This is a genomic window from Enterobacter sp. I4 (genome assembly GCF_022669095.1).
Lineage (GTDB): Bacteria > Pseudomonadota > Gammaproteobacteria > Enterobacterales > Enterobacteriaceae > Enterobacter > Enterobacter pasteurii.
The window spans coordinates 323,889-348,660 of sequence record NZ_JALBUO010000001.1 but is presented as its reverse complement, the minus strand read 5'-3'; the positions used below and the strand labels follow the sequence as shown (position 1 = coordinate 348,660).

Below are 24,772 nucleotides of genomic sequence, written 5' to 3'. Positions count from 1 at the left end.
TCACGATCACACTTTTCGTTTTATTTCTTTTCTATCATTGAACTTTCGATTTCTTTTCTATAGATTTTATTTAACTGTTTAAGTGAACAAGTGAAACGAAACGAAAGATAGCGACACGTTTGCCAGCGTCTGATGTGGAATTCACACGACTAAGGACTGAGTTATGCCACAAATCACTCCCGCCGCCACAACCGGCACCTGGACCGAAGAAGAGATCCGCCAGCAGCCTGCCAGCTGGATCCGCTCGCTCACCAATATCGATAATCTGCGCTCCTCGATTGACGGTTTCCTGACGCCGCTGCTGCGCAAGCCCAATCTGCGGATCGTGCTGACCGGCGCGGGCACCTCCGCGTTTATAGGCGATATCATTGCGCCATGGCTTGCGAGCCACACCGGGAAAAACGTTTCCGCCATACCGACAACCGATCTGGTCACGAACCCGATGGATTACTTCAGCCCGGCACATCCGCTGCTGCTGGTTTCGTTTGCCCGTTCCGGTAACAGCCCGGAGAGCGTGGCGGCGGTAGAGTTGGCCAATCAGTTCGTGCCGGAGTGCTATCACCTGTCTATCACCTGTAACGAGGCGGGCAGCCTGTACCAGAATGCCGTCAACAGCGATAACGCTTATGCCCTTCTGATGCCTGCCGAAACGCACGATCGCGGCTTCGCGATGACCAGCAGTATTACCACCATGATGGCAAGCTGCCTGGCGGTATTCGCGCCAGACGCGATCGGCAGCCGCAGCTTCCGCGACGTGGCCGATCGCTGTCAGGCGATCCTCACCTCTCTCGGCGATTTTCGTCAGGGCGTATTTGGTAACGAACCGTGGAAAAGGATCGTCTACCTGGGAAGCGGCGGCCTGCAGGGCGCGGCGCGCGAAGCGGCGCTGAAGGTGCTGGAACTGACGGCGGGCAAGCTGGCGGCATTCTACGATTCCCCAACGGGCTTCCGTCACGGGCCCAAATCGCTGGTGGATAACGAAACGCTGGTGGTGGTGTTTGTCTCCAGCCATCCGTATACCCGTCAGTACGATCTCGATCTGCTGGCCGAACTGCGCCGCGATCGTCAGGCTCTTCGCGTTGTCGCCGTCGCCGCCGAAAACAATCCGGTGATTGAAGCGGGTCCGCACATCCTGCTGCCGCCTTCCCGCCCGTTTATTGATATGGAACAGGCGTTCTGCTTCCTGATGTACGCCCAGGTCTTTGCGCTTTCCCAGTCCCTCAGCGTGGGAAATACGCCCGATACGCCATCTGCCAGCGGAACGGTAAACCGCGTGGTGCAGGGCGTTGTTATTCATCCGTGGCAGGCTTAAGAGGATCGCACCATGAGCATTATTTCAACGAAGTATCTCCTCCAGGACGCGCAGGCAAAAGGCTACGCCGTGCCGGCGTTCAACATCCACAACGCGGAGACGATCCAGGCGATCCTCGAAGTCTGTAGCGAAATGCGATCGCCGGTGATCCTCGCGGGCACGCCGGGCACGTTTAAGCACATTGCCCTGGAAGAGATCTACGCCCTGTGCAGCGCGTACTCGTTAACCTACGACATGCCGCTGGCGCTGCATCTCGATCACCACGAGTCCCTCGACGATATTCGTCGTAAGGTCAACGCAGGCGTGCGCAGCGCGATGATCGACGGCAGCCACTATCCGTTTGAACAAAACGTGAAGCTGGTGAAGTCGGTGGTTGATTTTTGCCACCTTAACGACTGTAGCGTCGAGGCCGAGCTGGGCCGACTGGGCGGCGTGGAAGATGACATGAGCGTCGACGACGAAAGCGCGTTTCTCACCGACCCGCAGGAAGCGAAACGCTTTGTCGAACTGACCGGCGTCGACAGCCTCGCCGTCGCCATCGGCACCGCGCACGGCCTGTATACCAGGCGTCCCAAAATCGACTTCCAGCGGCTGGCCGAGATCCGCAAAGTGGTCACCGTGCCGCTGGTGCTGCACGGCGCGAGCGACGTGCCGGATGAAGATGTTCGTCGCACCATTGAGCTGGGTGTGTGCAAAGTCAACGTGGCTACCGAGCTGAAAATCGCCTTTTCTGACGCGGTTAAAGCCTGGTTTGCCCAAAACCCGCAGGGTAACGATCCGCGCTTCTATATGCGGGTCGGTATGGACGCCATGAAAGAGGTGGTCAGAAGCAAAATTACCGTTTGCGGTTCGGCTAACCGCCTGCTGCTTCCGGCAGAAGCCTGATCAAAAAGGAACTTACGCTGATGAAAAAAATCCTCACACTCTCCATGCTTGCCCTGTGCGTTTCCCATAGCGCGGCGGCAGCGAACTACACGCTCAATAACGACAATATTGCCCTGTCGTTTGATGATGCAAACTCGACGGTAGTGGTTAAAGACACCAGAACTCAACGTCCGCTCCAGCCGCAGGAGCTGTTTTTTCTGACGCTGCCGGACGAGAGTAAGATCCACACGGCGGATTTTAAAATCAGGCATGTCGAAAAGCAGGACAGCGGGATCGTCATCGATTTCACCCATCCGCAATTCAACGTGACGGTGAAGCTGAACCTGGTGAAGGGCAAATACGCCAGCATCGACTACACCATCGCCGCCGTTGGGCAGCCGCGGGATGTAGCGAAAATTACCTTCTTCCCGACCAAAAAGCAGTCTCAGGCACCTTATGTAGACGGGGCAATTAATAGCTCGCCGATCGTCGCAGACTCGTTCTTTATCCTGCCGAATAAACCCATCGTTAACACCTATGCCTATGAGGCGACGACCAACCTCAACGTGGAGCTGAAAACCCCTGTTCAGCCAGACGCCCCGGTCAGCTACACCACGTACTTTGGCACCTTCCCGGAGACCAGCCAGCTGCGCCGCAGCGTAAACCAGTTTATTAATGCCGTCCGTCCGCGTCCGTATAAGCCTTATTTACACTACAACAGCTGGATGGATATTGGCTTCTTTACCCCCTACTCCGAGCAGGATGTGCTGGGGCGCATGGATGAATGGAATAAGGAATTTATTACCGGGCGCGGCGTGGCGCTGGATGCTTTCCTGCTGGACGATGGCTGGGATGATTTGACCGGGCGCTGGCTGTTTGGCCCGGCTTTCAGCAACGGTTTTGGCAAGGTACGGGAGAAAGCGGACAGCCTGCACAGCTCCGTCGGCCTGTGGCTCTCGCCGTGGGGCGGATATAACAAACCGCGCGACACGCGCGTCTCGCATGCAAAAGAGTACGGTTTCGAAACGGTAGACGGGAAGCTGGCGCTGTCGGGCCCGAACTATTTTAAAAACTTTAATGAGCAGATCGTTAAGCTTATCAAAAACGAGCACATAACCTCGTTCAAGCTCGACGGGATGGGCAATGCCAATTCGCATATTAAGGGCAGCCCGTTCGCCTCGGATTTTGACGCCTCTATCGCTCTGCTGCATAACATGCGCAGCGCCAATCCGAATCTGTTTATTAACCTGACGACCGGTACCAACGCCAGCCCCTCCTGGCTGTTCTACGCCGATTCCATCTGGCGTCAGGGAGATGATATCAACCTGTACGGTCCCGGCACGCCGGTTCAGCAGTGGATGACCTACCGCGATGCGGAAACGTATCGCTCCATCGTGCGTAAAGGTCCGCTTTTCCCGCTGAACTCCCTGATGTATCACGGGATCGTCAGCGCGGAGAACGCGTATTACGGCCTGGAGAAGGTGCAAACGGACAGCGACTTTGCCGACCAGGTATGGAGCTATTTCGCTACCGGCACCCAGTTGCAGGAGCTGTACATCACTCCATCCATGCTCAACAAGGCGAAGTGGGATGTCCTGGCGCAGGCCGCGAAGTGGTCCCGGGATAACGCCAGCGTGCTGGTCGATACCCACTGGATCGGCGGAGATCCGACGGCGCTTGAGGTTTACGGCTGGGCGTCGTGGAGCAAGGACAAAGCGATTATCGGCTTGCGTAACCCGTCGGACAAGCCGCAAAGCTACTATCTGGATCTTGCCAGAGACTTTGAGGTCCCGATGAACGGCACGACGCAATTTGGTTTAAAAGCGGTGTACGGCAGTAACGATAGCGTACCGGAGGAGTATAAAAACGCGGTAGTGATTACCCTGAAGCCGCTGGAAACGCTGGTGTTTGAAGCATTACCAGGAAAATAATAGCGTTCAGCTGGCAGGTTAAGCCATGACCTGCCAGCTTCCTCCTTTCCTTGCCCCGAGGCGTTTTAATCTACCTTTTGTTTGCAAAGAACGGAGATAACGTTCCGCGGTGCGGGAAGTTACGCCCAATACAGATGCCAGCATCACCGCTGTCATTTGCGGTTGGACGGTAAGAAGTTCAAGGATAGCATTTTCCTTTTCCGACATTTCTTCCGACATTTCTTCCGACATTACAGACGACATCCCTATGCCTTCCCGCAAAGCTTCGGCCATATTTTGCAGCATAAACTCCACGAATGCCGTGCAATCACTGGCCCGATCGCATTGTCCTAAAATCTGGTAATAGCGCGCTTGCTGGAAATGAATGAGCGTCTCAACGGGCAACCATGCCAGTTCTGCACGCCACTGGCTTAAGATCAACGTTTGCCACAGCCGCCCCATGCGGCCATTTCCATCTGAAAAGGGATGAATAAACTCAAACTCGTAATGAAATACCGAGCTGGCAATCAGAGGGTGAAGATCGGTTTGCTTAAGCGAGGAAAGAAGATCGTCGATAAGACGGTTCATCTGAGAGGCTGGCGGAGCCATATGGACTAACAGATTCCCACGGTAGATCCCTACATCCCCATTCCTGAGCTTGCCAGGATTATCGACCAGCCCAGTCATTAATAACCGGTGTGCACTAAGCAAGTCTTTAAGCTTCCAGGGTTTCCATTCGGGCAATTTCTCATAAGCAAGAATCGCGTTACGCACTTCCTGAATGTCTTTTTCAGGCGCGAGCACGCGCTTACCCTCCATAATTGCCGTTACTTGCCCGGTCGTCAGAGAGTTATGCTCAATGGCCAGAGAAGCCTGGATTGTGCGGATTCGGTTCTCTTTGCGCAGTAGCGGAGAGGTTCTCCCTGAATGTGCCGCCCAGTGCCCTAATAGCTCACCGATCTCAACAACCTGATTGAGAATCGAGGGTGTGATGGTAAAAGGAGGCTGATAGCGGCTCATCTGGCTTACTCCCCCTGCTGCTCCAGCGCATACTTATACAGCGCATTTTTCTTCACGCCGTGGATTTCCGCCGCCAGTGCCGCCGCTTTCTTAAGCGGCAGTTCGGCCTGTAGCAGGGCCAGGGTGCGCAGCGCGTCGGCAGGGAGCGCGTCTTCCTGCGCCTTATGGCCTTCGACAATCAGCACCATTTCACCCTTGCGGCGGTTTTCATCTTCCTTCACCCACGCCAGCAGTTCGCCTACAGGCGCGCCGTGGATGGTTTCCCAGGTTTTGGTCAGTTCACGCGCCAGCACCACGTAGCGACCTTCTCCCCAGACGGTGACCATATCTTCCAGGCTTTCCAGCAGGCGGTGAGTGGATTCGTAGAAAATCAGGGTACGCGGCTCAGCTTCAAGATCCTTTAATACGTCACGGCGGCCTTTGGATTTGGCGGGCAGGAAACCTTCATAGCAGAAACGGTCGGACGGCAGGCCCGCGGCGCTCAGCGCAGCAATCGCGGCGCACGGCCCCGGCAGCGGCACAACGCGGATCCCGGCTTCACGGCAGGTGCGCACCAGATGGTAGCCGGGGTCGTTAATCAGCGGCGTGCCCGCATCGGAGACCAGCGCGATGTTCTGCCCCTCTTTAAGCTTCACCACCAGCGTTTCGGCCTTTTGTTGCTCATTGTGATCGTGCAGGGCAAACAAACGGGCGTTAATCGCGAAATGTTGCAGCAGTAAACCGGTATGGCGCGTGTCTTCAGCAGCAATTAAATCAACAGCTTGCAATACAGTGAGTGCACGTTGGGTAATATCAGACAAATTCCCGATAGGAGTAGGTACAATATAAAGCTGGCCTTGAGAATTATCTGCCGTTTCGTGTTGTTTCATTGTTTCGTCCGTATTGCCGATTTAATATTGAGCATTGCGTAAAAAAAATCACTGGATACAGTATGGTACCGTTAACGTTTCTTCGAAAAAAAGCCACGCGCGGCGTGCCGCTTCTGCTCGCAGCCCTGATCTTCGCAGGCTGTGGCACCCAGGCACCCGACCAGAGCACTGCTCATATGCAGGGATCCGCTCAGGCTGATTCTGGCTTTTATCTGCAACAAATGTCGCAGAGCTCAAATGATACCAAGACCAACTGGCAATTACTCGCCATTCGTGCTCTGCTGAAAGAAGGGAAAACCCAGCAGGCCGCCGAACTGTTCAGCCAGCTGCCGCAGTCGCTCAACGACGAGCAGCGTCGTGAGCAGACGCTGCTGTCGGCAGAGCTGAAAGTGGCGCAGAAAGATTACGACGGGGCGAAGAAGATCCTCGGCAATATCGATCTGAGCGCGCTGGATAAAAACCAGCAGGCCCGTTTCTGGCAGGCCGGCATCACCGCTGAGCAGGGCCGCCCTTCCCTGACGCTGCTCCGGGCGCTGATTGCTCAGGAGCCTCTGCTCGCGGGTGCGGACAAGCAGAAAAATATTGATGCGACCTGGCAGGCGCTCGCCTCCATGACCCAGGAGCAGGCACGGGCGCTGGTCATTAACGCCGATGAAAACGTCCTGCAGGGCTGGCTTGATCTTCAGCAGATGTGGTTCAACAACCGCAGCGATCCGAACATGCTGAAAGCCGGCATTACCGACTGGCAAAAGCGCTACCCGCAAAACCCGGGAGCAAAAATGCTGCCAACGCAGCTGGTGAACGTGCAAAACTTTAAGCCCGCCTCCACCAGCAAAATCGCCCTGCTGCTGCCGTTAAACGGCCAGGCGGCGGTGTTTGGCCGCGCCATTCAGCAGGGTTTTGAAGCGGCGAAAAACGGCACCACCGCCGTTACCGGCAGCGCGGTGCCTGCACAAGCGGCGCAGGCGGCAAACGTGAACGACGTTGTCAGCCCGTCGGCTGCTGAAACCGACGACCTGACCACCGCGCAAACCCCTGCGCAGGGTACGCTGCAGAATCCGGTCACTGCGCCAGCCACGCAGCCAGCCGCCACGCCAGCGCCCGTAGCGACGCAGGCACCGGCTGAAACCCCGGCTCCCGTCACGGCCGAACAGCCTCAGCCGCAAACAGTACAGCCGGAACAGCAGCCCGCAGCGCAGCAGCAGGCGGTGGCAACCACCAGCGCTAACCCGGGCGCAGAGCTGAAAATCTACGACACCAGCGCTCAGCCGCTCGACCAGGTGCTGGCGCAGGTTCAGCAGGACGGCGCCAGCATCGTTGTCGGCCCGCTGTTGAAAAACAACGTGGAAACGCTGATGAAGAGCAATACCACGCTGAACGTGCTGGCGCTTAACCAGCCTGAGCAGGTTCAGAACCGCGCCAATATCTGTTACTTCGCCCTTTCACCGGAAGATGAAGCCCGCGATGCGGCGCGTCATATTCACGAGCAGGGCAAGCAGGCGCCGCTGCTGCTGATCCCGCGCAGCACGCTGGGAGACCGCGTAGCCAACGCGTTTGCTGAAGAGTGGCAGTCCCTCGGCGGTGGCGTAGTATTGCAGCAGAAATTTGGCTCCGCTTCCGAACTGAGAGCGGGCGTGAACGGCGGTGCCGGTATTGCCCTCAACGGTAGCCCGGTGTCCGCCAGCCTGCCGCAGCAGCAGAGCGTTACCATCGGCGGCCTGACGATCCCGGCACCGCCAACCGACGCGCAAATCAGCGGCGGCGGTAAAGTGGATTCGGCCTACATCGTCGCCACGCCTGAAGAGATCGCCTTTATCAAACCCATGATCGCCATGCGTAACGGTAGCCAGAGCGGCGCAACCCTTTACGCCAGCTCGCGCAGCGCCCAGGGTACCGCTGGCCCGGACTTCCGTCTGGAGATGGAAGGACTGCAATACAGCGAGATCCCCATGCTGGCAGGCAGCAACCCGCAGTTGATGCAGCAGGCGCTGGGCGCGGTGCGCAATGATTACTCCCTGGCGCGCCTGTACGCGATGGGCGTCGATGCCTGGGCGCTGGCGAACCACTTCACCCAGATGCGTCAGGTACCGGGCTTTGAGCTTAACGGTAATACCGGCGATCTGACCGCCAACCAGGATTGTGTGATTAACAGGAAGTTATCATGGCTCAAATACCAGCAGGGGCAGATTGTCCCGGCCAGTTAAGCCGCAAACAGACCGGCGACGCGTGGGAGTTAAAGGCGCGCCGCTGGCTTGAAGGCAAAGGACTGCGCTTTGTCGCCGCCAACGTTCGCGGGCGCGGCGGCGAGATTGATCTGATCATGAAAGACGGTCAGACCACCGTGTTTGTTGAAGTACGCTACCGACAGTCGTCCCGTTTTGGCGGTGCTGCCGCCAGCGTGACGCTCGCCAAACAACATAAATTATTACAGACTGCCCACTTGTGGCTTGCCCGCCATAATGGGAGTTTTGATACTGTGGATTGCCGTTTCGATGTGGTAGCCTTCACCGGAAATGCGATCGAATGGCTTAAAAACGCGTTTGGCGAAGACGCTTAAATAAGATTTTAAAGGGATACCGTGCTCGAAAGAATTAAAGTGTGCTTCACAGAAAGCATTCAAACGCAGATCGCCGCGGCGGAAGCCCTTCCGGACGCGATCTCCCGCGCGGCGATGACGCTGGTTCAGTCGCTGCTCAACGGCAACAAAATCCTCTGTTGTGGCAACGGCACGTCCGCCGCCAACGCACAGCATTTTGCTGCCAGCATGATCAACCGCTTCGAAACCGAGCGCCCGAGTTTACCGGCCATTGCACTTAACACCGATAACGTGGTCTTAACTGCGATTGCCAACGATCGTCTGCATGACGAAATTTACGCCAAGCAGGTGCGCGCCTTAGGCCATGCCGGAGACGTGCTGCTGGCGATCTCCACGCGCGGCAACAGCCGGGATATCGTTAAGGCGGTTGAAGCGGCAGTGACCCGGGACATGACGATTGTCGCCCTGACCGGTTACGACGGCGGTGAACTGGCTGGCCTGCTGGGGCCGCAGGATGTGGAGATCCGCATTCCTTCGCACCGTAGCGCCCGCATCCAGGAGATGCATATGCTCACGGTGAACTGCTTATGCGATCTGATCGATAACACGCTTTTCCCTCACCAGGATGACTAAGGAGTTCTCATGAAGGTTTTATCGGCCCTTGCAGTCGTGATGTCTGCATTACTGCTTCAGGGATGCATCGCCGCCGCTGTAGTTGGTACCGCAGCGGTCGGCACCAAAGCAGCGACCGATCCGCGTACCGTTGGAACGCAGGTGGATGACGGTACGCTTGAGCTGCGCGTGAACAGCGCGCTGTCGAAAGACGAACAGATCAAGAAGGAAGCACGCATCAACGTGACGGCCTATCAGGGCAAAGTGCTGCTGGCAGGCCAGGCGCCAAATCCTGAACTGGCGTCACGCGCCAAACAGATCGCGATGGGCGTAGAAGGCACGGCGGAAGTGTTTAACGAGATCCGCCAGGGCCAGCCGATTGGCCTCGGCACCGCGTCATCTGATACCTGGATCACCACCAAGGTGCGTTCCCAGTTGCTGGGTACTGACCAGGTAAAATCCTCAAACGTGAAGGTGACCACGGAGAACGGCGAAGTGTTCCTGCTGGGCCTGGTGACCGAGCGTGAAGGGAAAGCGGCAGCGGATATCGCCAGCCGGGTGAGCGGCGTGAAGCACGTCACCACCGCCTTTACCTACATCAAGTAAGCTGAACCTGACGGTAAGCCCGGTAGCGTAGCGCCACCGGGCTTTTTTTATACCAGCGCCATACTCCCCACGATTACCCCGCTCAACGCCACCAGCCCCGCCGTCAGCCACAGCGCTTTTGCCGGGAATGACTTACGCAGCATGATAAGCGACGGCAGGCTCACCGCCGGCAGCGTGATGAGCAATGCCAGCGCCGGTGCGGTACCCATCCCGGCCATCATCATGGTCTGAATAATCGGGATTTCCGCCGCGGTTGGGATCACAAACAGGCACCCGGCCACCGCCATCGCAATCACCCACATCAGCGTGTTGTCGATAGCACCATCCGCATGCGGGAACAGCCAGACGCGCGCCGCCCCCAGCGCCAGTACGGCCAGGATATAAACCGGAATGGTGCTCCAGAACAGCTGCCACAGCGCTTTGCCCCAGCGAGCAAAGAAACTGCCCTGCGGCTCGCTGACGTCCAGCTCAACGGAGGCAGGCCCGGCCTCGTTGTCTTTCACCAGGTGCTGTACCAGCGTAGCGACAAGCACCACCGTCAGCAGGCCAGCCGCCAGCCGGATAAACGCAAAATGCCAGCCGAGCACGAAGCCCATAAACACCAGCGTCGCCGGGTTCAGCAGGGGGTTACCCATCCAGAAGGCGAGCGCGCCGCCCATCGACACGCGCTGACGGCGCATGCCCGCAGCCACCGGTGCGGCGCAGCAGGAGCACATCATGCCCGGCAGGGAGAAAATCGTTCCCAGCAGCGTCCCCTGCAAGCGCGGCTGGCCTAAGGTTTTCACCAGCCAGTTACGCGGGATAAGTACCTGAATCAACGACCCCAGCAGCACGCCCAACACCGCGGCTTTCCACACCGCGAGAAAATAGACCATAGCGTAATCCCACGCCGCCTTTAGCGGGCTGGAATCTGGCTGAGCGAGAATAGAGTTGCCAATGCTGTGGGTGTCGGCGGCGGTGAAGGCTTTACCGTAGTACGGCTGCCATTTCACATACCAGAGGCCAATGATGACCACGAGAAAGAAAAGTGCGGGCTTCCACCACTGAACGGGTGTTGCCGCCTGAGATGAAGACTGACCAGTCATACCATTCCCCGGAAGGTGTTATTTAATAAGCCGGGGAAGTTTACGCCTCGCCCTGCGCGATTTCACGCAGTTTTGCCGACGGGATAATATTTACGCCCTCCTGCGACGGTGCCAGCGCCTCTTTCAACATGGCCTGTGCGACGTCCCGCGCCTCGATGGACTTCCAGTTACCCGGCAGGATGCGAAAAAGCGGAGCGAAAAAAGACTCGTTAAAACGCCGCTCATCACGGTGGCCCATCAGCATGGAAGGCCGCACGATGGTCAGGCGCTCCCACTTCTGCGCAATCAGCGCCTCTTCCATTTTGCCCTTCACCCTGTTGTAAAAAAACGGCGAGCCGGCGCTGGCGCCGTGGGAACTGACCACCAGGAAATGCTTTGCCCCCAGCTTTTTCGCCGTCAGGGCGGTATCCACCACCAGCGTGTAATCCGCATGGATAAACGCCTCTTTACTGCCCGCTTCCCGTCGGGTGGTGCCCAGGCAGCAAAAGGCGATATCGACAGGATCCTGCACCTGCGCCAGGGCGTCGGTGAGCTGTGGATCGTGCGGGTTAAAGACGCCGGTGACGTCCAGCAGCGGCCGACGCGTCGGCGCGGCGATGTAGTTGATATGACGATCCTGGATCAGCAGCCGCAGCAGGTGTCCACCCACCAGCCCGGTAGCACCGGTAATCAGTACCTGACTCATCTTTTCCCCTTTACAGAATTGTCCGTTTGCGATCTGGGCCTGCTCTACCACACTTAAAAGTCTGTTACCGGTAAGTATTTACCACAAACGGGAAAAAAACAGTCTGAAGCGAAAACAACGGAGGAAGCATGGGTAAAAAAATCGCAGTCTTGATTACCGACGAGTTTGAAGATTCAGAATTTACGTCGCCAGCAGAGGCATTCCGCAAGGCGGGCCACGAGGTGGTCACCATCGAGAAAGAAGCGGGTAAAACCGTGAAGGGCCACAAGGGCGAAGCCAGCGTGACCATTGACGAATCCATTGATAACGTCAGCCCGTCTGATTTCGACGCCCTGCTGCTACCGGGCGGCCATTCACCGGATTCCCTGCGCGGAGACGAGCGTTTCGTCACCTTCACCCGTGACTTCGTCCGCACCGGTAAGCCGGTCTTTGCCATCTGTCACGGTCCGCAGCTGCTGATCAGCGCGGAGGTGGTGCGCGGGCGCAAGCTGACCGCGGTGAAACCGATCGTCATTGACCTGAAAAACGCCGGCGCCGAGTTTTACGACCAGGAAGTGGTTAACGACAACGACCAGCTGATCACCAGCCGTACGCCGGACGATCTCCCGGCGTTTAACCGCGAAGCGTTACGCCTGCTCGGCGCGTAACCAGTGCAGCTTCTTGCCAAAGCCCAGCGTGTTGTCGGTAAATTTCAGCTCATCGAGGCGGATTTCCCACACTGGGGCTTTTAGCGCAGCGGCAACCGGGAAGCGGCGAGTGTAGCGTTTACGCTGCGCGTCGCTTTCCTCTCCTTCCAGACGACGGATTTTGCCCGTGAACTGAACCCCGCGGATCAGCGCAACGGTTTTAGGCTGACCGTTTACCGTGCCCGCCACGCTTGCCTGCGGGCCCGACATCTGCGCATGCCGCGTTTTATCTTCACTCATCACGTAAAAGGCGACGCGCTCGGGGTCGTAGTAATAAAACGCGTTCGCGCACCACATCTCCCCGTCTTTACAGACGCACCAGGTGACGACGTGCTGCTTTGCCAGCCAGCGGCTGATGGCGGCCAGTGTTTCCATTTTCGCTCTCTCTCATGCTATGGTGCGCTCACCTTAACATACTGAATCTGCTTACCGTGTGCTGGTTTCTTTATCTTGTTCGAACCGCCGATAACGCGCTCTACACCGGGATCACCACCGATGTGGAACGGCGTTTTTTACAACATCAAACGGGAAAAGGGGCAAAAGCGCTGCGGGGGAAAGGTGAGCTTAAGCTGGCTTTTTCAGCCGCCGTGGGCGACAGATCGCTGGCGCTCAGGCTGGAGTACCGCATCAAACAGCTGACGAAGCGCCAGAAAGAGCGTCTCGTCAACGGGGACGGCTCTTTTGAGGCGCTACGCGACAGCCTGCTTAAAAGCGATTGAAACGATCGTGATACTCAACCAGGCCGCTAACGCCATCGAGCGCGTCGCCCGCCAGAGGATGGACCAGGAAGGACGCTTCCGTATCCGGCCAGCGGCAGTGCAGATCGTGTTTGGCCGCCGGCTCAAAACCCAGACGTTCGTAAAATGCCGGTTCGCCCAGTACCACGACGGCGGCATAGCCAAATTCATTCAGTGAATCCAGCCCTTCATAAACCAGCTGACGTGCCAGGCCCTGGCCGCGGTAGTTTTCATCCACCGCCAGCGGCGCCATGCCAACCCACTGTAACTCTTCGCCCTGAACAATTACCGGACTGAACGCCACGTAGCCGACCACCTGCCCTTCATCATCGGTGGCAACCAGGCCCAGGGTAATCAGGCCATCTTCGCGAAGATCGTGAACCAGCTGCGCTTCGCCGTCCCCCGCAAAAGAGCGGCGTAACAACGCGTCGATGCCCGGCGCATCAATCCCAATTTCGACTCGAATCAGCATGGCTCACCTACTGAAGTGTGTTTACTGTCCGGCGGGGTTTTCAGCCCGGCCTCAACGAAATCTGCCATTTGCATTAGCATCACGCGCAGCGCCTTCGGCATCTGCTCAAGCTCAATGGCATCCATTAAATTTTTGACGTACAGGCCAAGCTCCGTATCGCCCTCAATCACCAGACGACGCTGGAAGAACAGCGTATCGGGATCCTGCTTGCGCGCGGCAATCATCAGCAGATCGCTGGCGTCGGCGCTAAAGCTTACATCCGCCTCGGCGGACTCACGAACGATCAGCCGATCGTTCTCAACGGAAGTAAACCAGCGCAGCCCGATATCGCGCACTTCGATGCTTAACCAGCGGCCTTCCAGAAACTCCAGCTCACCGTCCTGCAGCGCCTGACGGAACTGCCAGGTCAATACCTGTTCCAGCACCTGGCGCTTAAGCGCGAACGGCGCCAGCTTTACCGGCACGCTCAGCATTGATGGACCAAATTGTACGAGACGTGAACGCAGTTTATCCAGCACGAGCTTTACTCCCTGATAGCTATAATCCTGCTATTTTGCCATATCCCGACAAGAAGATAGCGGCGTAAATCAACAAACCGTAGTCCGGTGCTCCTCATTATTGGTGCCATCAATACGCCATTAGCTGCCTTAAATCAAAAATTGTCGCGTATGGGTTAATTAAAATCCCAGCTCGTTAACATTTTTTACGATCCCTGCGATCGACAACATCGGGATAAATTATGGAGCTGCTCTGCCCTGCCGGAAACCTTCCGGCGCTTAAGGCGGCCATTGAAAATGGGGCCGACGCGGTCTATATCGGGCTGAAAGATGATACTAACGCCCGCCATTTTGCTGGCCTTAACTTTACGGAGAAGAAGCTCCAGGAGGCCGTTAACTTCGTTCACCAGCACCGCCGCAAGCTGCATATCGCCATCAACACCTTCGCCCATCCTGATGGCTATTCCCGCTGGCAGCGCGCCGTGGATATGGCCGCCCAGCTGGGCGCCGATGCGCTGATCCTGGCCGACCTTGCCATGCTTGAGTATGCGGCAGAACGCTACCCGCACATTGAGCGCCACGTCTCGGTTCAGGCATCCGCGACGAACGAAGAGGCGGTGCGTTTTTACCATCGACATTTTGACGTGGCTCGCGTGGTGCTGCCGCGCGTGCTCTCTATTCATCAGGTTAAGCAACTGGCGCGCGTCACGCCAGTACCGCTGGAAGTTTTTGCCTTCGGTAGCCTGTGCATCATGGCCGAAGGCCGCTGCTATCTCTCCTCCTATTTAACCGGGGAATCGCCTAATACCGTGGGCGCCTGCTCGCCTGCCCGCTTCGTTCGCTGGCAGCAAACGCCGCAGGGGCTGGAGTCGCGCCTGAACGAAGTGTTAATCGACCGCTATCAGGACGGGGAAAACGCGGGCTACCCGACGCTGTGCAAAGGCCGCTATCTGGTGGACGGCGAGCGCTACCACGCGCTGGAGGAGCCCACCAGCCTCAACACGCTGGAGCTGCTACCGGAACTGCTGGCCGCCAATATTGCCTCGGTGAAAATCGAAGGCCGCCAGCGCAGCCCGGCCTACGTGAGCCAGGTCGCGAAGGTGTGGCGTCAGGCCATCGACCGCTGCATGGCGGACCCGCAGAATTACGCCGCGCAGCCGGCGTGGATGGAGACCCTCGGCGCAATGTCCGAAGGCACGCAAACCACGCTCGGCGCGTATCACCGTAAATGGCAGTGAGATAACCATGAAATATTCATTAGGGCCGGTGCTCTACTACTGGCCAAAAGAGACGCTGGAAGATTTTTATCAACAGGCGGCGACCAGCAGCGCCGACGTGATTTACCTCGGCGAAGCGGTATGCAGCAAGCGCCGCGCCACGAAAGTGGGCGACTGGCTGGAGATGGCAAAAAGCCTGGCAGGCAGCGGCAAGCAGGTGGTGCTCTCCACGCTGGCGCTGGTGCAGGCGTCTTCGGAACTGGGCGAGCTGAAGCGCTACGTGGAAAACGGCGAGTTTCTGCTGGAGGCGAGCGATCTCGGCGTGGTGAACATGTGTGCCGAGCGTAAGCTACCGTTTGTCGCGGGCCATGCCCTGAACTGCTATAACGCGGTGACCCTGCGCCTGCTGCTCAAACAGGGGATGACGCGCTGGTGTATGCCGGTAGAACTCTCCCGCGACTGGCTGGCAAACCTGCTCGCCCAGTGTGAAGAGCTTGGCATTCGCAATCAATTTGAAGTGGAAGTGCTGAGCTATGGCCATCTCCCGCTGGCCTATTCTGCCCGCTGCTTCACCGCGCGTTCTGAAGATCGCCCCAAAGACGAGTGTGAAACCTGCTGCATTAAGTACCCTAACGGGCGCAGCATGCTGTCGCAGGAGAACCAGCAGGTGTTTGTCCTCAACGGCATTCAGACCATGAGCGGCTACGTCTACAACCTCGGTAACGAGCTGGCGTCGATGGACGGGCTGGTGGATATAGTGCGTCTTTCGCCGCTGGATACCAGCGTGTTCGCGATGCTGGACGACTTCCGCGCCAATGAAAACGGCGCGTCGCCGCTGCCGCTTACGGCAAACAGCGACTGTAACGGTTACTGGAAACGTCTGGCCGGGCTGGAACTTCAGGCCTAAAAAAGGCTCACTTTGTTAACAACGGTTAGTAAACTTTAATGCAGTATTAAAGATTCACCGTCGACAAAGTGAGCTGTTATGACTGATAAAACCATTCCGTTTTCGGTGCTGGATCTGGCGCCGATCCCACAAGGCTCCTCGGCAAGAGAAGCCTTCACGCACTCTCTCGACCTCGCTCAGCTTGCCGAAAAGCGTGGCTATCACCGCTACTGGCTGGCGGAGCACCACAACATGGTCGGCATCGCCAGCGCCGCCACCTCGGTGCTGATTGGCTATCTGGCGGCGAATACCACCACCCTGCACCTTGGCTCTGGCGGCGTCATGCTGCCGAACCACGCTCCGCTGGTAATTGCCGAGCAGTTTGGGACCCTGAATACCCTTTATCCGGGCCGAATCGATCTGGGGCTTGGCCGTGCGCCTGGCAGCGATCAGCCGACCATGCGCGCCCTGCGCCGCCACATGAACGGCGATATCGATAACTTCCCGCGCGACGTGGCGGAGCTGGTGGACTGGTTCGACGCGCGGGATCCGAACCCGCACGTGCGCCCGGTTCCGGGCTACGGCGAGCAGATCCCGGTGTGGCTGCTAGGCTCAAGCCTCTACAGCGCGCAGCTCGCCGCTCAGCTGGGCCTGCCGTTTGCGTTTGCCTCCCACTTCGCACCGGATATGCTGCACCAGGCGCTGCATCTCTACCGCACGAACTTTAAACCGTCTGCACGTCTGGAGAAACCGTATGCGATGGTGTGCATCAACATCATTGCAGCCGACAGCAATCGCGATGCGGAATTCCTGTTTACCTCCATGCAGCAGGCGTTCGTGAAGCTGCGTCGTGGCGAGACGGGCCAGCTGCCGCCACCGGTGGAGAATATGCATCAGCTGTGGTCCGCCTCCGAGCAGTATGGCGTGCAGCAGGCGCTGAGCATGTCGCTGGTAGGCGATAAGACGAAAATTCGTCACGGGCTGGAAGCGGTACTGCGCGAAACGCAGGCGGATGAGATTATGGTTAACGGCCAGATTTTCGATCACCAGGCGCGTTTGCATTCCTTTGATCTGGCGATGCAGGTGAAAGAAGAGTTGGTGGGATAGTTTTTTTGCCGGATGGCGGCTTCACCTTATCCGGCCTACGGTTTTCTCCCTCTCCCTTCGGGCTGAGGGATCCCCAGTAATTTTTTTACCGAAAGCGACGAATGTTGTTTCAGGAAAATAAATGAATTACAGCGACGCCCTGGTCCGGCTGTAAATCGCTGAGGCGTTTCCTGCAGGCCGGGGCGAGGCGCAGGGATGCGCCGAGAGGGCGGCTTTACAGGGACGTTACATCCGCCCGTCCCCGATAAGCCGGAAGGAATAAGCCGAAGGCACCGCGAAGCGGCGATTTACCGCCGGGAGCCCGGGTTGCCAGGGCGGCGGCGACTGAGCCGCCATGGCACGTTCACAAGTCATGCCGTTACAGAGTAGCAAGGAATTTAAAGTGAACGGAATTACCTCAACAGCCATATGTTCCCCCTCACCCCAGCCCTCTCCCTCAAGGGAGAGGGGGTCCTCCGTGCAGGCATTATTTTGTGGGGAACCCTCAGCCCACCGGGAGAGGGCGAAAAGAGGCGGTTACTGATACACCGGCAGTAGATTAAAGCTCGACAGCACGTGGACCAGCGCGTTTCCCACACCAAACACCAGGATCAGCGCAATCATCGGCTTGCCGCCCCAGACGCGGAACGTCGGGCTGCCGAAGCGTTTACGTGATTTACGTGCCAGCAGCGCCGGCACAATTGCCGCCCAGATGGTTGCCGCCAGTCCCGCATAGCCGATGGCATACAGGAAGCCGTTCGGCCACAGCAGGCCGCCCACAACCGGCGGCAGGAAGGTCAGTAGCGCGGTTTTGAAGCGGCCCGCCGCCGAGTCATCGAAGCCAAACAGGTCCGCCAGATAGTCAAACAGGCCCAGCGTCACGCCGAGGAAAGAGCTCGCCACGGCAAAGTTGGAGAAGATGACCAGCAGCAGATCCAGGCTGCGGCTGTTCAGCACGCCGCTCAGCGCCTGAACCAGCACGTCGATATTACCGCCCTTCTGCGCAATGCCGATAAATTCCGGACGCGGGATATTGCCCATCGTCCCGAGCAGCCAAATCACGTACAGCCCCAGCGCCAGCAGCGTGCCGTAAACAAGGCATTTCACAATGGTGCGCGGATCTTTGCCGTAGTACTTCATCAGGCTCGGCACGTTACCGTGGTAGCCGAACGACGCCAGGCAGAACGGCAGGGTCATCAGCAGGTACGGCGTGTAGGAGGTGTTCACTTCCGCGACGTTAAACAGGGTGGCGGGCGTGACGTGCCCGAGCAGGCTGCCGAAGGTCAGGAAGAAGGTAATGACCTTTGCGCCCAGCACGATTGCCGTCATGCGGCTCACCGCTTTGGTACTCATCCAGACGATAAACGCCACGCCCAGCGCAAAGCACAATCCTGCCAGACGCGCGGGCACGTTCAGCGACATCTCCGCGAAGGTATGATGCAGAATCGAGCCGCTCGCCGAAATGTAGGCGTAGGTCAGGATGTACAGCACAAACGCAATGGAGAGACCGTTGACCAGGTTCCAGCCTTTGCCCAGCAGATCCCTGGTGATGGTGTCGAAGCTGGAGCCAATGCGGTAGTTGAGGTTGGCTTCAAGGATCATCAGCCCGGAATGCAGCATACAGAACCAGGTGAAGACCAGCGCCGCCAGCGACCAGAAGAACCACGCACCGGACATAACCACTGGCAGGGAGAACATCCCGGCACCAATAATGGTTCCGCCGATGATCACCACGCCGCCAAGCAGCGAAGGTGACGTTTGGGTGGTGGTTAGTGTCGCCATACAGCCTTATCTCCAGTCAAAAATGTGGTTTGCATTTTAATGCGATGCACTGTACCAGTACAAGAGTACAAAAGGAATAAAAAAAGCCCCGATAGCGACTATCGGGGCTGTATATTTTACTTTACGTCAGAAGCGAAAGGCTTACGCGTCACCGAAACGACGACGGCTGGTGCCTTCTTCACGGCGTGGGCCACGGTTTTCACGACGCTCGCCGGAGAAACGACGAGGTTCGCCAGTGCGACCTTCGCTGCGACCGCCTTCACGACGTTCGCCACCGAAACCGCGACCGCCGCCACGACGTTCGCCGCCGCGGTCAGGACGTGGCTGTGCATCGCCCAGCAGCTGCATGTTCATCGGCTTGTTCAGGATGCGGGTGCGGGTAAAGTGTTGCAGTACTTCGCCCGGCATACCTTTCGGCAGCTCGATGGTAGAGTGCGAGCCAAACAGCTTGATGTTACCGATGTAACGGCTGCTGATGTCGCCTTCGTTAGCGATCGCGCCAACGATGTGACGAACTTCAACACCATCATCACGGCCCACTTCAATGCGATACAGCTCCATTTCGCCAGCGTCACGACGCTCGCGACGTGGACGGTCTTCACCACCACGCTCTGGACGGTCACCGCGTGGACCACGATCGTTACGGTCGCCACGACGTTCGAAACGATCGTCACGGTCACGGAACTCACGCTTAGGACGCATCGGTGCATCTGGTGGCACGATCAGGCTACGTTCGCCCTGCGCCATTTTCAGCAGTGCTGCGGCCAGGGTTTCCATATCCAGCTCTTCGCCTTCAGCGGTTGGCTGAATTTGTGACAGCAGCGCACGGTACTGATCCAGATCGCTGCTTTCCAGCTGCTGCTGTACTTTCGCGGCGAATTTTTCCAGACGGCGTTTGCCCAGCAGTTCTGCATTTGGCAGCTCAGCTTCTGGAATAGTCAGCTTCATGGTGCGTTCGATGTTACGCAGCAGACGACGCTCGCGGTTCTCAACGAACAGCAGCGCGCGGCCCGCACGACCTGCACGACCGGTACGGCCGATACGGTGAACGTAAGACTCGGAGTCCATCGGGATGTCGTAGTTTACCACCAGGCTGATACGCTCAACGTCCAGACCACGTGCTGCCACGTCGGTTGCAATCAGGATATCCAGACGACCGTCTTTCAGACGCTCAAGCGTCTGCTCGCGCAGCGCCTGGTTCATGTCGCCGTTCAGCGCTGCGCTGTTGTAGCCGCTACGCTCCAGCGCTTCAGCCACTTCCAGGGTCGCGTTTTTGGTACGTACGAAGATAATCGCCGCATCAAAATCTTCCGCTTCCAGGAAACGCACCAGCGCTTCGTTTTTACGCATGCCGTATACAGACCAGTAGCTCTGGCTGATGTCCGGGCGAGTGGTCACGCTGGACTGAATACGCACTTCCTGCGGCTCTTTCATGAAGCGGCGGGTAATGCGACGGATCGCTTCTGGCATGGTTGCAGAGAACAGAGCGGTCTGATGACCTTCCGGGATCTGCGCCATGATGGTTTCAACGTCTTCGATGAAGCCCATACGCAGCATTTCATCTGCTTCATCCAGTACCAGGCCGCTCAGCTTAGAGAGGTCCAGGGTACCGCGCTTCAGATGATCCAGCAGACGGCCCGGCGTACCGACAACAATCTGTGGGCCCTGGCGCAGGGCGCGTAACTGCACGTCATAACGCTGGCCGCCGTACAGGGCTACCACGTTTACGCCGCGCATATGTTTAGAGAATTCCGTCATTGCTTCAGCAACCTGAACAGCCAGTTCACGGGTTGGAGCCAGGACGAGGATCTGCGGTGCACGCAGGTCCGGATCGATGTTGTTCAGCAGCGGCAGCGAGAATGCTGCAGTTTTACCGCTACCGGTCTGGGCCATGCCCAGCACGTCACGACCAGAAAGCAGGTGTGGGATACACTCAGCCTGGATCGGAGATGGTTTTTCGTAACCCAGATCGTTAAGGGCTTCAAGGATAGGAGCCTTCAGGCCCAGATCTGCAAAAGTGGTTTCGAATTCAGCCATGTAGTACAAGTGCCTCGATATTAATGGCGGCCAGTCTACTTAGCTCATCGTGAAAATGATTAGCAATTTTCATTGAAAAGTGTGAACCGGCTCAAATTAGGTGTATTGACGAACAACAACGCCCTCACCAGTGAAGGTGATGGCAATCAAAAAGATTACGGGCTGATGTTTATGTCGTCAGCTATTGCTGGTCCGATTCTGCCAGGTCGTCTTGCTCCTGGCCCAAGAGCGATAATTCCAACAATGCATAACGGTGCTCAACGAAGTTATGTACGTTGTTAGCAACCGCTAATTTGAACAGTGCCGTAGCGCTGTCCATATCCCCCAGACTTAGGTAGTACTTACCTAAATAGAAGTTGGTTTCACTGAGATGCTCAGCGAGCGAGGTGTTATCCGTTGCGTCCGCCTTGAGGCGTTCCATCAGCGTTGCTTCGCTAATGTTGCCCAGGTAGAACTCGACAATGTTCCATCCCCACTGTTCCTTATCCGATTTTTCGAAGCGCTGTTGTAGTGCTTCTTTGGCCTGCTTCTCATCGAGCTTCTGCTCAACGATGTAAAGCCACAGGCTGCGGAAAGGATCATTAGGATCGTCTTGATAAAACGCCAGCAGATCATCTTGCGCTAACTTATCACGACCGCCGTAATACAATGCGATACCGCGATTCAAGTGCGCGTAGTTGTAAGTTGGATCAAGCTCAAGTACAGAATCAAACGCTTCATAGGCAGCATCAAAATTGCCTGCCTGCGTTAAGTAAATGCCTAAGTAATTGAATACTTCAGGCATATCAGGTCGGATTGCCAGCGCTTGTGAAAAATCATTTCGCGCTAATGCCCTCAGACCGAGACTATCATACAACACTCCGCGCTCATATAAAAGCTGTGCGCGTTCGTCATCGGTTAAAGCCCGACTGGCAAGAATTTGTTCCATGCGTGCCAGAATCACTTCCTGCTGCAAAGTCGGTTGCAGTGGCACTGCGAGGACTTCGCTCTTACGCCAGGCAGAGTTGCTGCATCCTGCCAGCGTTAAAGCTGTCGCAACGAAACACCAGCGCAAAAAAGGCTTCATTTCCCACTCCCGAAGACAACTATTGGATGAACGTCCTGTCCCCCGGCGGCTTAACAAGGCGTCCTGCCTGATAATAAGCCCTCCGCTATCGCGGAGGGCAAACGGCAACCTTACTCGCCTTGCTGTTCAGCAGCCGGAGCTTCCGGTGCCGCAGCAGGCTGAGACTGCTCGGTTGCTTCTTTGATGCTCAGACGGATACGGCCCTGGCGATCGACTTCCAGAACTTTCACCGGTACTTCCTGACCCATCTGCAGGTAATCGGTCACTTTCTCAACGCGCTTGTCAGCGATCTGAGAGATGTGTACCAGACCTTCTTTACCGCCACCGATGGCAACGAACGCGCCAAAGTCAACGATACGGGTTACTTTACCCGCATAGATACGGCCCACTTCGATTTCTGCGGTGATCTCTTCAATGCGACGGATAGCGAATTTCGCCTTCTCGCCGTCGGTTGCTGCGATCTTCACAGTACCGTCATCTTCGATTTCAATGGTAGTGCCAGTTTCTTCGGTCAGCGCACGAATTACGGAACCGCCCTTACCGATAACATCCTTGATCTTGTCTGGATTGATCTTGATGGTGTGGATACGTGGTGCGAACTGAGAAATGTCGCCACGCGGCGCGTTAATCGCCTGTTCCATCACGCCCAGGATGTGCAGACGCGCACCTTTAGCCTGGTTCAGAGCAACCTGCATGATCTCTTTGGTGATACCTTCAATTTTGATATCCATCTGCAGGGCAGAGATACCGTCGCGGGAACCCGCCACTTTGAAGTCCATATCACCCAGGTGGTCTTCATCGCCCAGAATGTCAGACAGCACAACGTAGTTGTCGCCTTCTTTCACCAGACCCATTGCGATACCCGCAACGGCGGCTTTGATTGGCACGCCTGCATCCATCAGCGCCAGAGAGGCACCACACACGGAAGCCATGGAAGAAGAACCGTTGGATTCGGTGATTTCAGACACAACACGTACGGTGTACGGGAATTTGTCTGCTTCTGGCATAACTGCCAGCACGCCGCGCTTCGCCAGACGACCGTGACCAATTTCACGACGCTTCGGTGAGCCAACCATACCGGTTTCGCCCACAGAGTACGGAGGGAAGTTGTAGTGGAACAGGAAGCTGTCAGTGCGCTCGCCCATCAGTTCGTCGATGATCTGTGCGTCACGTGCAGTACCCAGGGTCGCGGTAACCAGCGCCTGCGTTTCACCACGGGTGAACAGCGCAGAGCCGTGGGTACGTGGCAGAACGCCAGTACGCACGTCCAGGCCACGAATCATGTCTTTTTCACGGCCATCGATACGCGGCTCGCCTGCCAGCACGCGGCTACGAACAACGTTTTTCTCGATAGCGTGCAGGATTTCGCTCAGCTCGTTAGCGTCCAGCGCTTCATCTTCAGCAACCAGCGTCGCGATGGTTTCAGATTTGATCGCGTCAACCTGAGCGTAACGCTCCTGTTTGTCAGTGATGCGGTAAGCATCGCTCAGACGAGATTCTGCCAGTGCAGCAACGCGTGCGTTCAGCGCGTCGTTTGCCGCTTCTGGCTGCCAGTCCCAGCGTGGTTTACCGGCTTCTTTCACCAGGTCGTTGATGTTCTGGATAACAACCTGCTGCTGGTCGTGGCCAAATACCACAGCGCCCAGCATCTGGTCTTCGCTCAGCAGTTCCGCTTCAGATTCAACCATCAGAACCGCGGCTTCAGTACCGGCAACAACCAGGTCCAGCTTACTCTCTTTCAGCTCTTCCTGAGTTGGGTTCAGCACGTACTGGTCGTTGATGTAACCGACGCGGGCAGCACCGATTGGGCCATTGAATGGAATACCAGACAGTGACAGGGCTGCGGATGCACCGATCATCGCTACGATGTCCGGGTTAACCTGTGGGTTAACGGAAACAACGGTCGCGATAACCTGCACTTCGTTTACGAAGCCTTCCGGGAACAGCGGACGAACCGGGCGGTCAATCAGACGCGCGATCAGGGTTTCGCCTTCGCTTGGACGGCCTTCACGACGGAAGAAGCCACCCGGGATTTTACCGGCAGCGTAGGTACGCTCCTGGTAGTTAACGGTCAGCGGGAAGAAGTCCTGACCTGGTTTAGCTTTTTTCTGGCCAACTACGGTAACGAATACAGCAGTGTCATCCATGCTTACCATAACGGCAGCAGTAGCCTGACGTGCCATCATGCCGGTTTCCAGCGTGACGGTGTGCTGACCATACTGGAATTTACGAACGATCGGATTCAGCAAAATTCTGTCCTTTCTCAAATGATTGTCAGCACACCACAGGTGTGCTGACGATTTAACCCGACCTTCTTCGCATCCTCGCGACTAATGACAACCGACACCCCCATGGGTGAAGCCTCTCATTAGCCGCGCGAACCTCTGCAATGAAGATCATTTATAGCAACAATACAATAGTTTCCATTGAATTGCTGCCGTCTGGTTGAAAAAAGGGGCCATCAGGCCCCCTTTTCTGAAACTCGCAAGACTTAGCGACGCAGACCCAGACGCTCGATCAGCGCGGTGTAGCGTGCAACATCTTTACGCTTCAGGTAGTCGAGCAGTTTACGACGCTGAGAAACCATACGCAGCAGACCACGACGGCTGTGGTGATCCTTTTTGTGCTCTGCAAAGTGACCCTGCAGGTGGTTAATCTGTGCAGTCAGCAGTGCAACCTGAACTTCGGTAGAACCGCTGTCGTTAGTACCACGACCAAACTCAGAAACGATTTTAGCTTTAGCTTCAACGCTTAGAGACATTTTCAAACTCCAAAGTATAAAGAATGTAAGGATGCCGATCTCTAAT

The 24,772-nt window shown here is 56.9% G+C and carries 25 protein-coding genes; 12 read left to right on the top strand and 13 right to left on the bottom strand.

Annotated features, from left to right (window positions below):
- Window positions 1-163 precede the first annotated feature (163 nt).
- The 3 genes from MOQ06_RS01660 to MOQ06_RS01650 are packed head-to-tail and all read left to right on the top strand — an operon-like array spanning window position 164 to window position 4,107.
- Window positions 164-1,312, top strand: a complete 1,149-nt coding sequence (locus MOQ06_RS01660) for an SIS domain-containing protein (protein ID WP_242170265.1) — start codon at window positions 164-166, stop codon at window positions 1,310-1,312.
- Window positions 1,313-1,324: 12 nt separating this feature from the next.
- Window positions 1,325-2,197: a tagatose-bisphosphate aldolase subunit KbaY gene (gene kbaY / locus MOQ06_RS01655; protein ID WP_242170246.1), complete on the top strand. Its 873-nt coding sequence runs from the start codon at window positions 1,325-1,327 to the stop codon at window positions 2,195-2,197.
- A 20-nt stretch (window positions 2,198-2,217) separates the two neighbouring features.
- Window positions 2,218-4,107 (top strand): enterotoxin, encoded by a 1,890-nt coding sequence (locus MOQ06_RS01650; RefSeq protein ID WP_242170243.1) that lies wholly within the window; start codon window positions 2,218-2,220, stop codon window positions 4,105-4,107.
- A gap of 18 nt (window positions 4,108-4,125) precedes the next feature.
- Here MOQ06_RS01650 and MOQ06_RS01645 read toward each other — a convergent pair whose 3' ends face one another.
- Window positions 4,126-5,106 (bottom strand): Fic family protein, encoded by a 981-nt coding sequence (locus MOQ06_RS01645; RefSeq protein ID WP_242170240.1) that lies wholly within the window; start codon window positions 5,104-5,106, stop codon window positions 4,126-4,128.
- A 5-nt stretch (window positions 5,107-5,111) separates the two neighbouring features.
- Window positions 5,112-5,975, bottom strand: a complete 864-nt coding sequence (rsmI, locus tag MOQ06_RS01640) for a 16S rRNA (cytidine(1402)-2'-O)-methyltransferase (protein WP_242170220.1) — start codon at window positions 5,973-5,975, stop codon at window positions 5,112-5,114.
- Between the two features lie 62 nt (window positions 5,976-6,037).
- Here rsmI and MOQ06_RS01635 point away from each other — a divergent pair, with 62 nt between their 5' ends.
- Genes MOQ06_RS01635 through dolP form a run of 4 tightly spaced genes read left to right on the top strand, consistent with a single transcriptional unit; the run spans window position 6,038 to window position 9,729 of the window.
- Window positions 6,038-8,179 (top strand): penicillin-binding protein activator, encoded by a 2,142-nt coding sequence (locus MOQ06_RS01635; protein ID WP_242170217.1) that lies wholly within the window; start codon window positions 6,038-6,040, stop codon window positions 8,177-8,179.
- Entirely contained in the window at window positions 8,137-8,532 is a 396-nt protein-coding gene (locus MOQ06_RS01630; protein WP_148418341.1) for a YraN family protein, read from the top strand. The genes MOQ06_RS01635 and MOQ06_RS01630 overlap by 43 nt, the downstream gene beginning before the upstream one ends.
- A 21-nt stretch (window positions 8,533-8,553) precedes the next feature.
- Window positions 8,554-9,144, top strand: coding sequence for a DnaA initiator-associating protein DiaA (gene diaA, locus MOQ06_RS01625; RefSeq protein ID WP_003861754.1), 591 nt, complete (start codon window positions 8,554-8,556; stop codon window positions 9,142-9,144).
- A gap of 9 nt (window positions 9,145-9,153) precedes the next feature.
- On the top strand, window positions 9,154-9,729 hold the full coding sequence (gene dolP / locus MOQ06_RS01620) for a division/outer membrane stress-associated lipid-binding lipoprotein (protein WP_006812102.1): 576 nt from the start codon (window positions 9,154-9,156) through the stop codon (window positions 9,727-9,729).
- Window positions 9,730-9,776: 47 nt separating this feature from the next.
- Here the strand turns inward: dolP and MOQ06_RS01615 are convergent, their stop codons facing one another.
- Both MOQ06_RS01615 and MOQ06_RS01610 read right to left on the bottom strand, forming a co-directional pair.
- Window positions 9,777-10,814: a permease gene (locus tag MOQ06_RS01615; protein ID WP_148418340.1), complete on the bottom strand. Its 1,038-nt coding sequence runs from the start codon at window positions 10,812-10,814 to the stop codon at window positions 9,777-9,779.
- Window positions 10,815-10,854: 40 nt separating this feature from the next.
- On the bottom strand, window positions 10,855-11,499 hold the full coding sequence (locus MOQ06_RS01610) for an NAD(P)H-binding protein (protein WP_176609395.1): 645 nt from the start codon (window positions 11,497-11,499) through the stop codon (window positions 10,855-10,857).
- Between the two features lie 128 nt (window positions 11,500-11,627).
- On the opposite strand from MOQ06_RS01610, the gene MOQ06_RS01605 reads away from it, so the two are divergent.
- Window positions 11,628-12,146 carry a type 1 glutamine amidotransferase domain-containing protein gene (locus MOQ06_RS01605; protein ID WP_242170214.1) on the top strand — a complete coding sequence of 173 codons (519 nt, stop codon included), beginning with the start codon at window positions 11,628-11,630 and terminating at the stop codon, window positions 12,144-12,146.
- Here the strand turns inward: MOQ06_RS01605 and MOQ06_RS01600 are convergent.
- Window positions 12,126-12,560, bottom strand: coding sequence for a YhbP family protein (locus MOQ06_RS01600; RefSeq protein WP_242170211.1), 435 nt, complete (start codon window positions 12,558-12,560; stop codon window positions 12,126-12,128). The two genes, MOQ06_RS01605 and MOQ06_RS01600, sit on opposite strands and share 21 nt — an antisense overlap.
- A 14-nt stretch (window positions 12,561-12,574) precedes the next feature.
- On the opposite strand from MOQ06_RS01600, the gene MOQ06_RS01595 reads away from it, so the two are divergent.
- Window positions 12,575-12,904 (top strand): GIY-YIG nuclease family protein, encoded by a 330-nt coding sequence (locus MOQ06_RS01595; protein WP_242170208.1) that lies wholly within the window; start codon window positions 12,575-12,577, stop codon window positions 12,902-12,904.
- Here the strand turns inward: MOQ06_RS01595 and MOQ06_RS01590 are convergent.
- Complete coding sequence (locus tag MOQ06_RS01590; protein WP_242170206.1) at window positions 12,891-13,394, bottom strand: N-acetyltransferase; 504 nt, start codon at window positions 13,392-13,394, stop codon at window positions 12,891-12,893. The two genes, MOQ06_RS01595 and MOQ06_RS01590, sit on opposite strands and share 14 nt — an antisense overlap.
- Complete coding sequence (locus MOQ06_RS01585; RefSeq protein WP_148418336.1) at window positions 13,388-13,912, bottom strand: SCP2 domain-containing protein; 525 nt, start codon at window positions 13,910-13,912, stop codon at window positions 13,388-13,390. Before MOQ06_RS01585 ends, MOQ06_RS01590 begins: the two co-directional genes overlap by 7 nt.
- Window positions 13,913-14,133: 221 nt before the next feature.
- Between MOQ06_RS01585 and MOQ06_RS01580 the strand changes: the two genes are divergently transcribed.
- From MOQ06_RS01580 to MOQ06_RS01570, 3 genes are all read left to right on the top strand, one after another.
- On the top strand, window positions 14,134-15,129 hold the full coding sequence (locus tag MOQ06_RS01580; protein ID WP_242170203.1) for a peptidase U32 family protein: 996 nt from the start codon (window positions 14,134-14,136) through the stop codon (window positions 15,127-15,129).
- Window positions 15,130-15,136: 7 nt separating this feature from the next.
- A complete protein-coding gene (locus MOQ06_RS01575) occupies window positions 15,137-16,015 on the top strand; it encodes a U32 family peptidase (RefSeq protein ID WP_242170200.1) in 879 nt (292 codons plus the stop codon).
- 78 nt (window positions 16,016-16,093) lie between these two features.
- Window positions 16,094-17,101, top strand: coding sequence for a luciferase-like monooxygenase (locus MOQ06_RS01570; RefSeq protein ID WP_148418333.1), 1,008 nt, complete (start codon window positions 16,094-16,096; stop codon window positions 17,099-17,101).
- Between the two features lie 516 nt (window positions 17,102-17,617).
- Here the strand turns inward: MOQ06_RS01570 and mtr are convergent.
- From mtr to rpsO, 6 genes are all read right to left on the bottom strand, one after another.
- Window positions 17,618-18,862 (bottom strand): tryptophan permease, encoded by a 1,245-nt coding sequence (mtr, locus tag MOQ06_RS01565; RefSeq protein ID WP_242170197.1) that lies wholly within the window; start codon window positions 18,860-18,862, stop codon window positions 17,618-17,620.
- A 141-nt stretch (window positions 18,863-19,003) separates the two neighbouring features.
- The gene (locus MOQ06_RS01560) at window positions 19,004-20,899 is read right to left on the bottom strand and encodes a DEAD/DEAH family ATP-dependent RNA helicase (protein WP_242170195.1); all 1,896 of its coding nucleotides are present in this window, start codon (window positions 20,897-20,899) and stop codon (window positions 19,004-19,006) included.
- Window positions 20,892-20,972 carry a protein YrbN gene (gene yrbN, locus MOQ06_RS01555; RefSeq protein WP_097397692.1) on the bottom strand — a complete coding sequence of 27 codons (81 nt, stop codon included), beginning with the start codon at window positions 20,970-20,972 and terminating at the stop codon, window positions 20,892-20,894. The genes MOQ06_RS01560 and yrbN overlap by 8 nt, the downstream gene beginning before the upstream one ends.
- A gap of 108 nt (window positions 20,973-21,080) precedes the next feature.
- Window positions 21,081-21,965: a lipoprotein NlpI gene (gene nlpI / locus MOQ06_RS01550; protein WP_063451051.1), complete on the bottom strand. Its 885-nt coding sequence runs from the start codon at window positions 21,963-21,965 to the stop codon at window positions 21,081-21,083.
- A gap of 110 nt (window positions 21,966-22,075) precedes the next feature.
- Window positions 22,076-24,214, bottom strand: coding sequence for a polyribonucleotide nucleotidyltransferase (gene pnp, locus MOQ06_RS01545; RefSeq protein WP_176609389.1), 2,139 nt, complete (start codon window positions 24,212-24,214; stop codon window positions 22,076-22,078).
- A 242-nt stretch (window positions 24,215-24,456) separates the two neighbouring features.
- Window positions 24,457-24,726, bottom strand: a complete 270-nt coding sequence (gene rpsO / locus MOQ06_RS01540) for a 30S ribosomal protein S15 (RefSeq protein WP_003861789.1) — start codon at window positions 24,724-24,726, stop codon at window positions 24,457-24,459.
- Between the last annotated feature and the right edge of the window lie 46 nt (window positions 24,727-24,772).

Excerpts from the sequence above, each read along its gene's own strand:
- MOQ06_RS01615 (WP_148418340.1), bottom strand. The coding sequence starts at position 10,814 with ATGACTGGTCAGTCTTCATCTCAGGCGGCAACACCCGTTCAGTGGTGG.
- MOQ06_RS01645 (WP_242170240.1), bottom strand. The coding sequence starts at position 5,106 with ATGAGCCGCTATCAGCCTCCTTTTACCATCACACCCTCGATTCTCAAT.
- MOQ06_RS01650 (WP_242170243.1), top strand. The coding sequence starts at position 2,218 with ATGAAAAAAATCCTCACACTCTCCATGCTTGCCCTGTGCGTTTCCCAT.
- nlpI (WP_063451051.1), bottom strand. The coding sequence starts at position 21,965 with ATGAAGCCTTTTTTGCGCTGGTGTTTCGTTGCGACAGCTTTAACGCTG.
- MOQ06_RS01575 (WP_242170200.1), top strand. The coding sequence starts at position 15,137 with ATGAAATATTCATTAGGGCCGGTGCTCTACTACTGGCCAAAAGAGACG.
- yrbN (WP_097397692.1), bottom strand. The coding sequence starts at position 20,972 with ATGAAAATTGCTAATCATTTTCACGATGAGCTAAGTAGACTGGCCGCC.
- MOQ06_RS01635 (WP_242170217.1), top strand. The coding sequence starts at position 6,038 with ATGGTACCGTTAACGTTTCTTCGAAAAAAAGCCACGCGCGGCGTGCCG.
- MOQ06_RS01605 (WP_242170214.1), top strand. The coding sequence starts at position 11,628 with ATGGGTAAAAAAATCGCAGTCTTGATTACCGACGAGTTTGAAGATTCA.
- MOQ06_RS01630 (WP_148418341.1), top strand. The coding sequence starts at position 8,137 with ATGGCTCAAATACCAGCAGGGGCAGATTGTCCCGGCCAGTTAAGCCGC.
- MOQ06_RS01610 (WP_176609395.1), bottom strand. The coding sequence starts at position 11,499 with ATGAGTCAGGTACTGATTACCGGTGCTACCGGGCTGGTGGGTGGACAC.
- MOQ06_RS01660 (WP_242170265.1), top strand. The coding sequence starts at position 164 with ATGCCACAAATCACTCCCGCCGCCACAACCGGCACCTGGACCGAAGAA.
- dolP (WP_006812102.1), top strand. The coding sequence starts at position 9,154 with ATGAAGGTTTTATCGGCCCTTGCAGTCGTGATGTCTGCATTACTGCTT.
- MOQ06_RS01600 (WP_242170211.1), bottom strand. The coding sequence starts at position 12,560 with ATGGAAACACTGGCCGCCATCAGCCGCTGGCTGGCAAAGCAGCACGTC.
- rpsO (WP_003861789.1), bottom strand. The coding sequence starts at position 24,726 with ATGTCTCTAAGCGTTGAAGCTAAAGCTAAAATCGTTTCTGAGTTTGGT.
- MOQ06_RS01595 (WP_242170208.1), top strand. The coding sequence starts at position 12,575 with ATGCTATGGTGCGCTCACCTTAACATACTGAATCTGCTTACCGTGTGC.
- MOQ06_RS01570 (WP_148418333.1), top strand. The coding sequence starts at position 16,094 with ATGACTGATAAAACCATTCCGTTTTCGGTGCTGGATCTGGCGCCGATC.
- MOQ06_RS01580 (WP_242170203.1), top strand. The coding sequence starts at position 14,134 with ATGGAGCTGCTCTGCCCTGCCGGAAACCTTCCGGCGCTTAAGGCGGCC.
- MOQ06_RS01590 (WP_242170206.1), bottom strand. The coding sequence starts at position 13,394 with ATGCTGATTCGAGTCGAAATTGGGATTGATGCGCCGGGCATCGACGCG.
- mtr (WP_242170197.1), bottom strand. The coding sequence starts at position 18,862 with ATGGCGACACTAACCACCACCCAAACGTCACCTTCGCTGCTTGGCGGC.
- rsmI (WP_242170220.1), bottom strand. The coding sequence starts at position 5,975 with ATGAAACAACACGAAACGGCAGATAATTCTCAAGGCCAGCTTTATATT.
- MOQ06_RS01560 (WP_242170195.1), bottom strand. The coding sequence starts at position 20,899 with ATGGCTGAATTCGAAACCACTTTTGCAGATCTGGGCCTGAAGGCTCCT.
- kbaY (WP_242170246.1), top strand. The coding sequence starts at position 1,325 with ATGAGCATTATTTCAACGAAGTATCTCCTCCAGGACGCGCAGGCAAAA.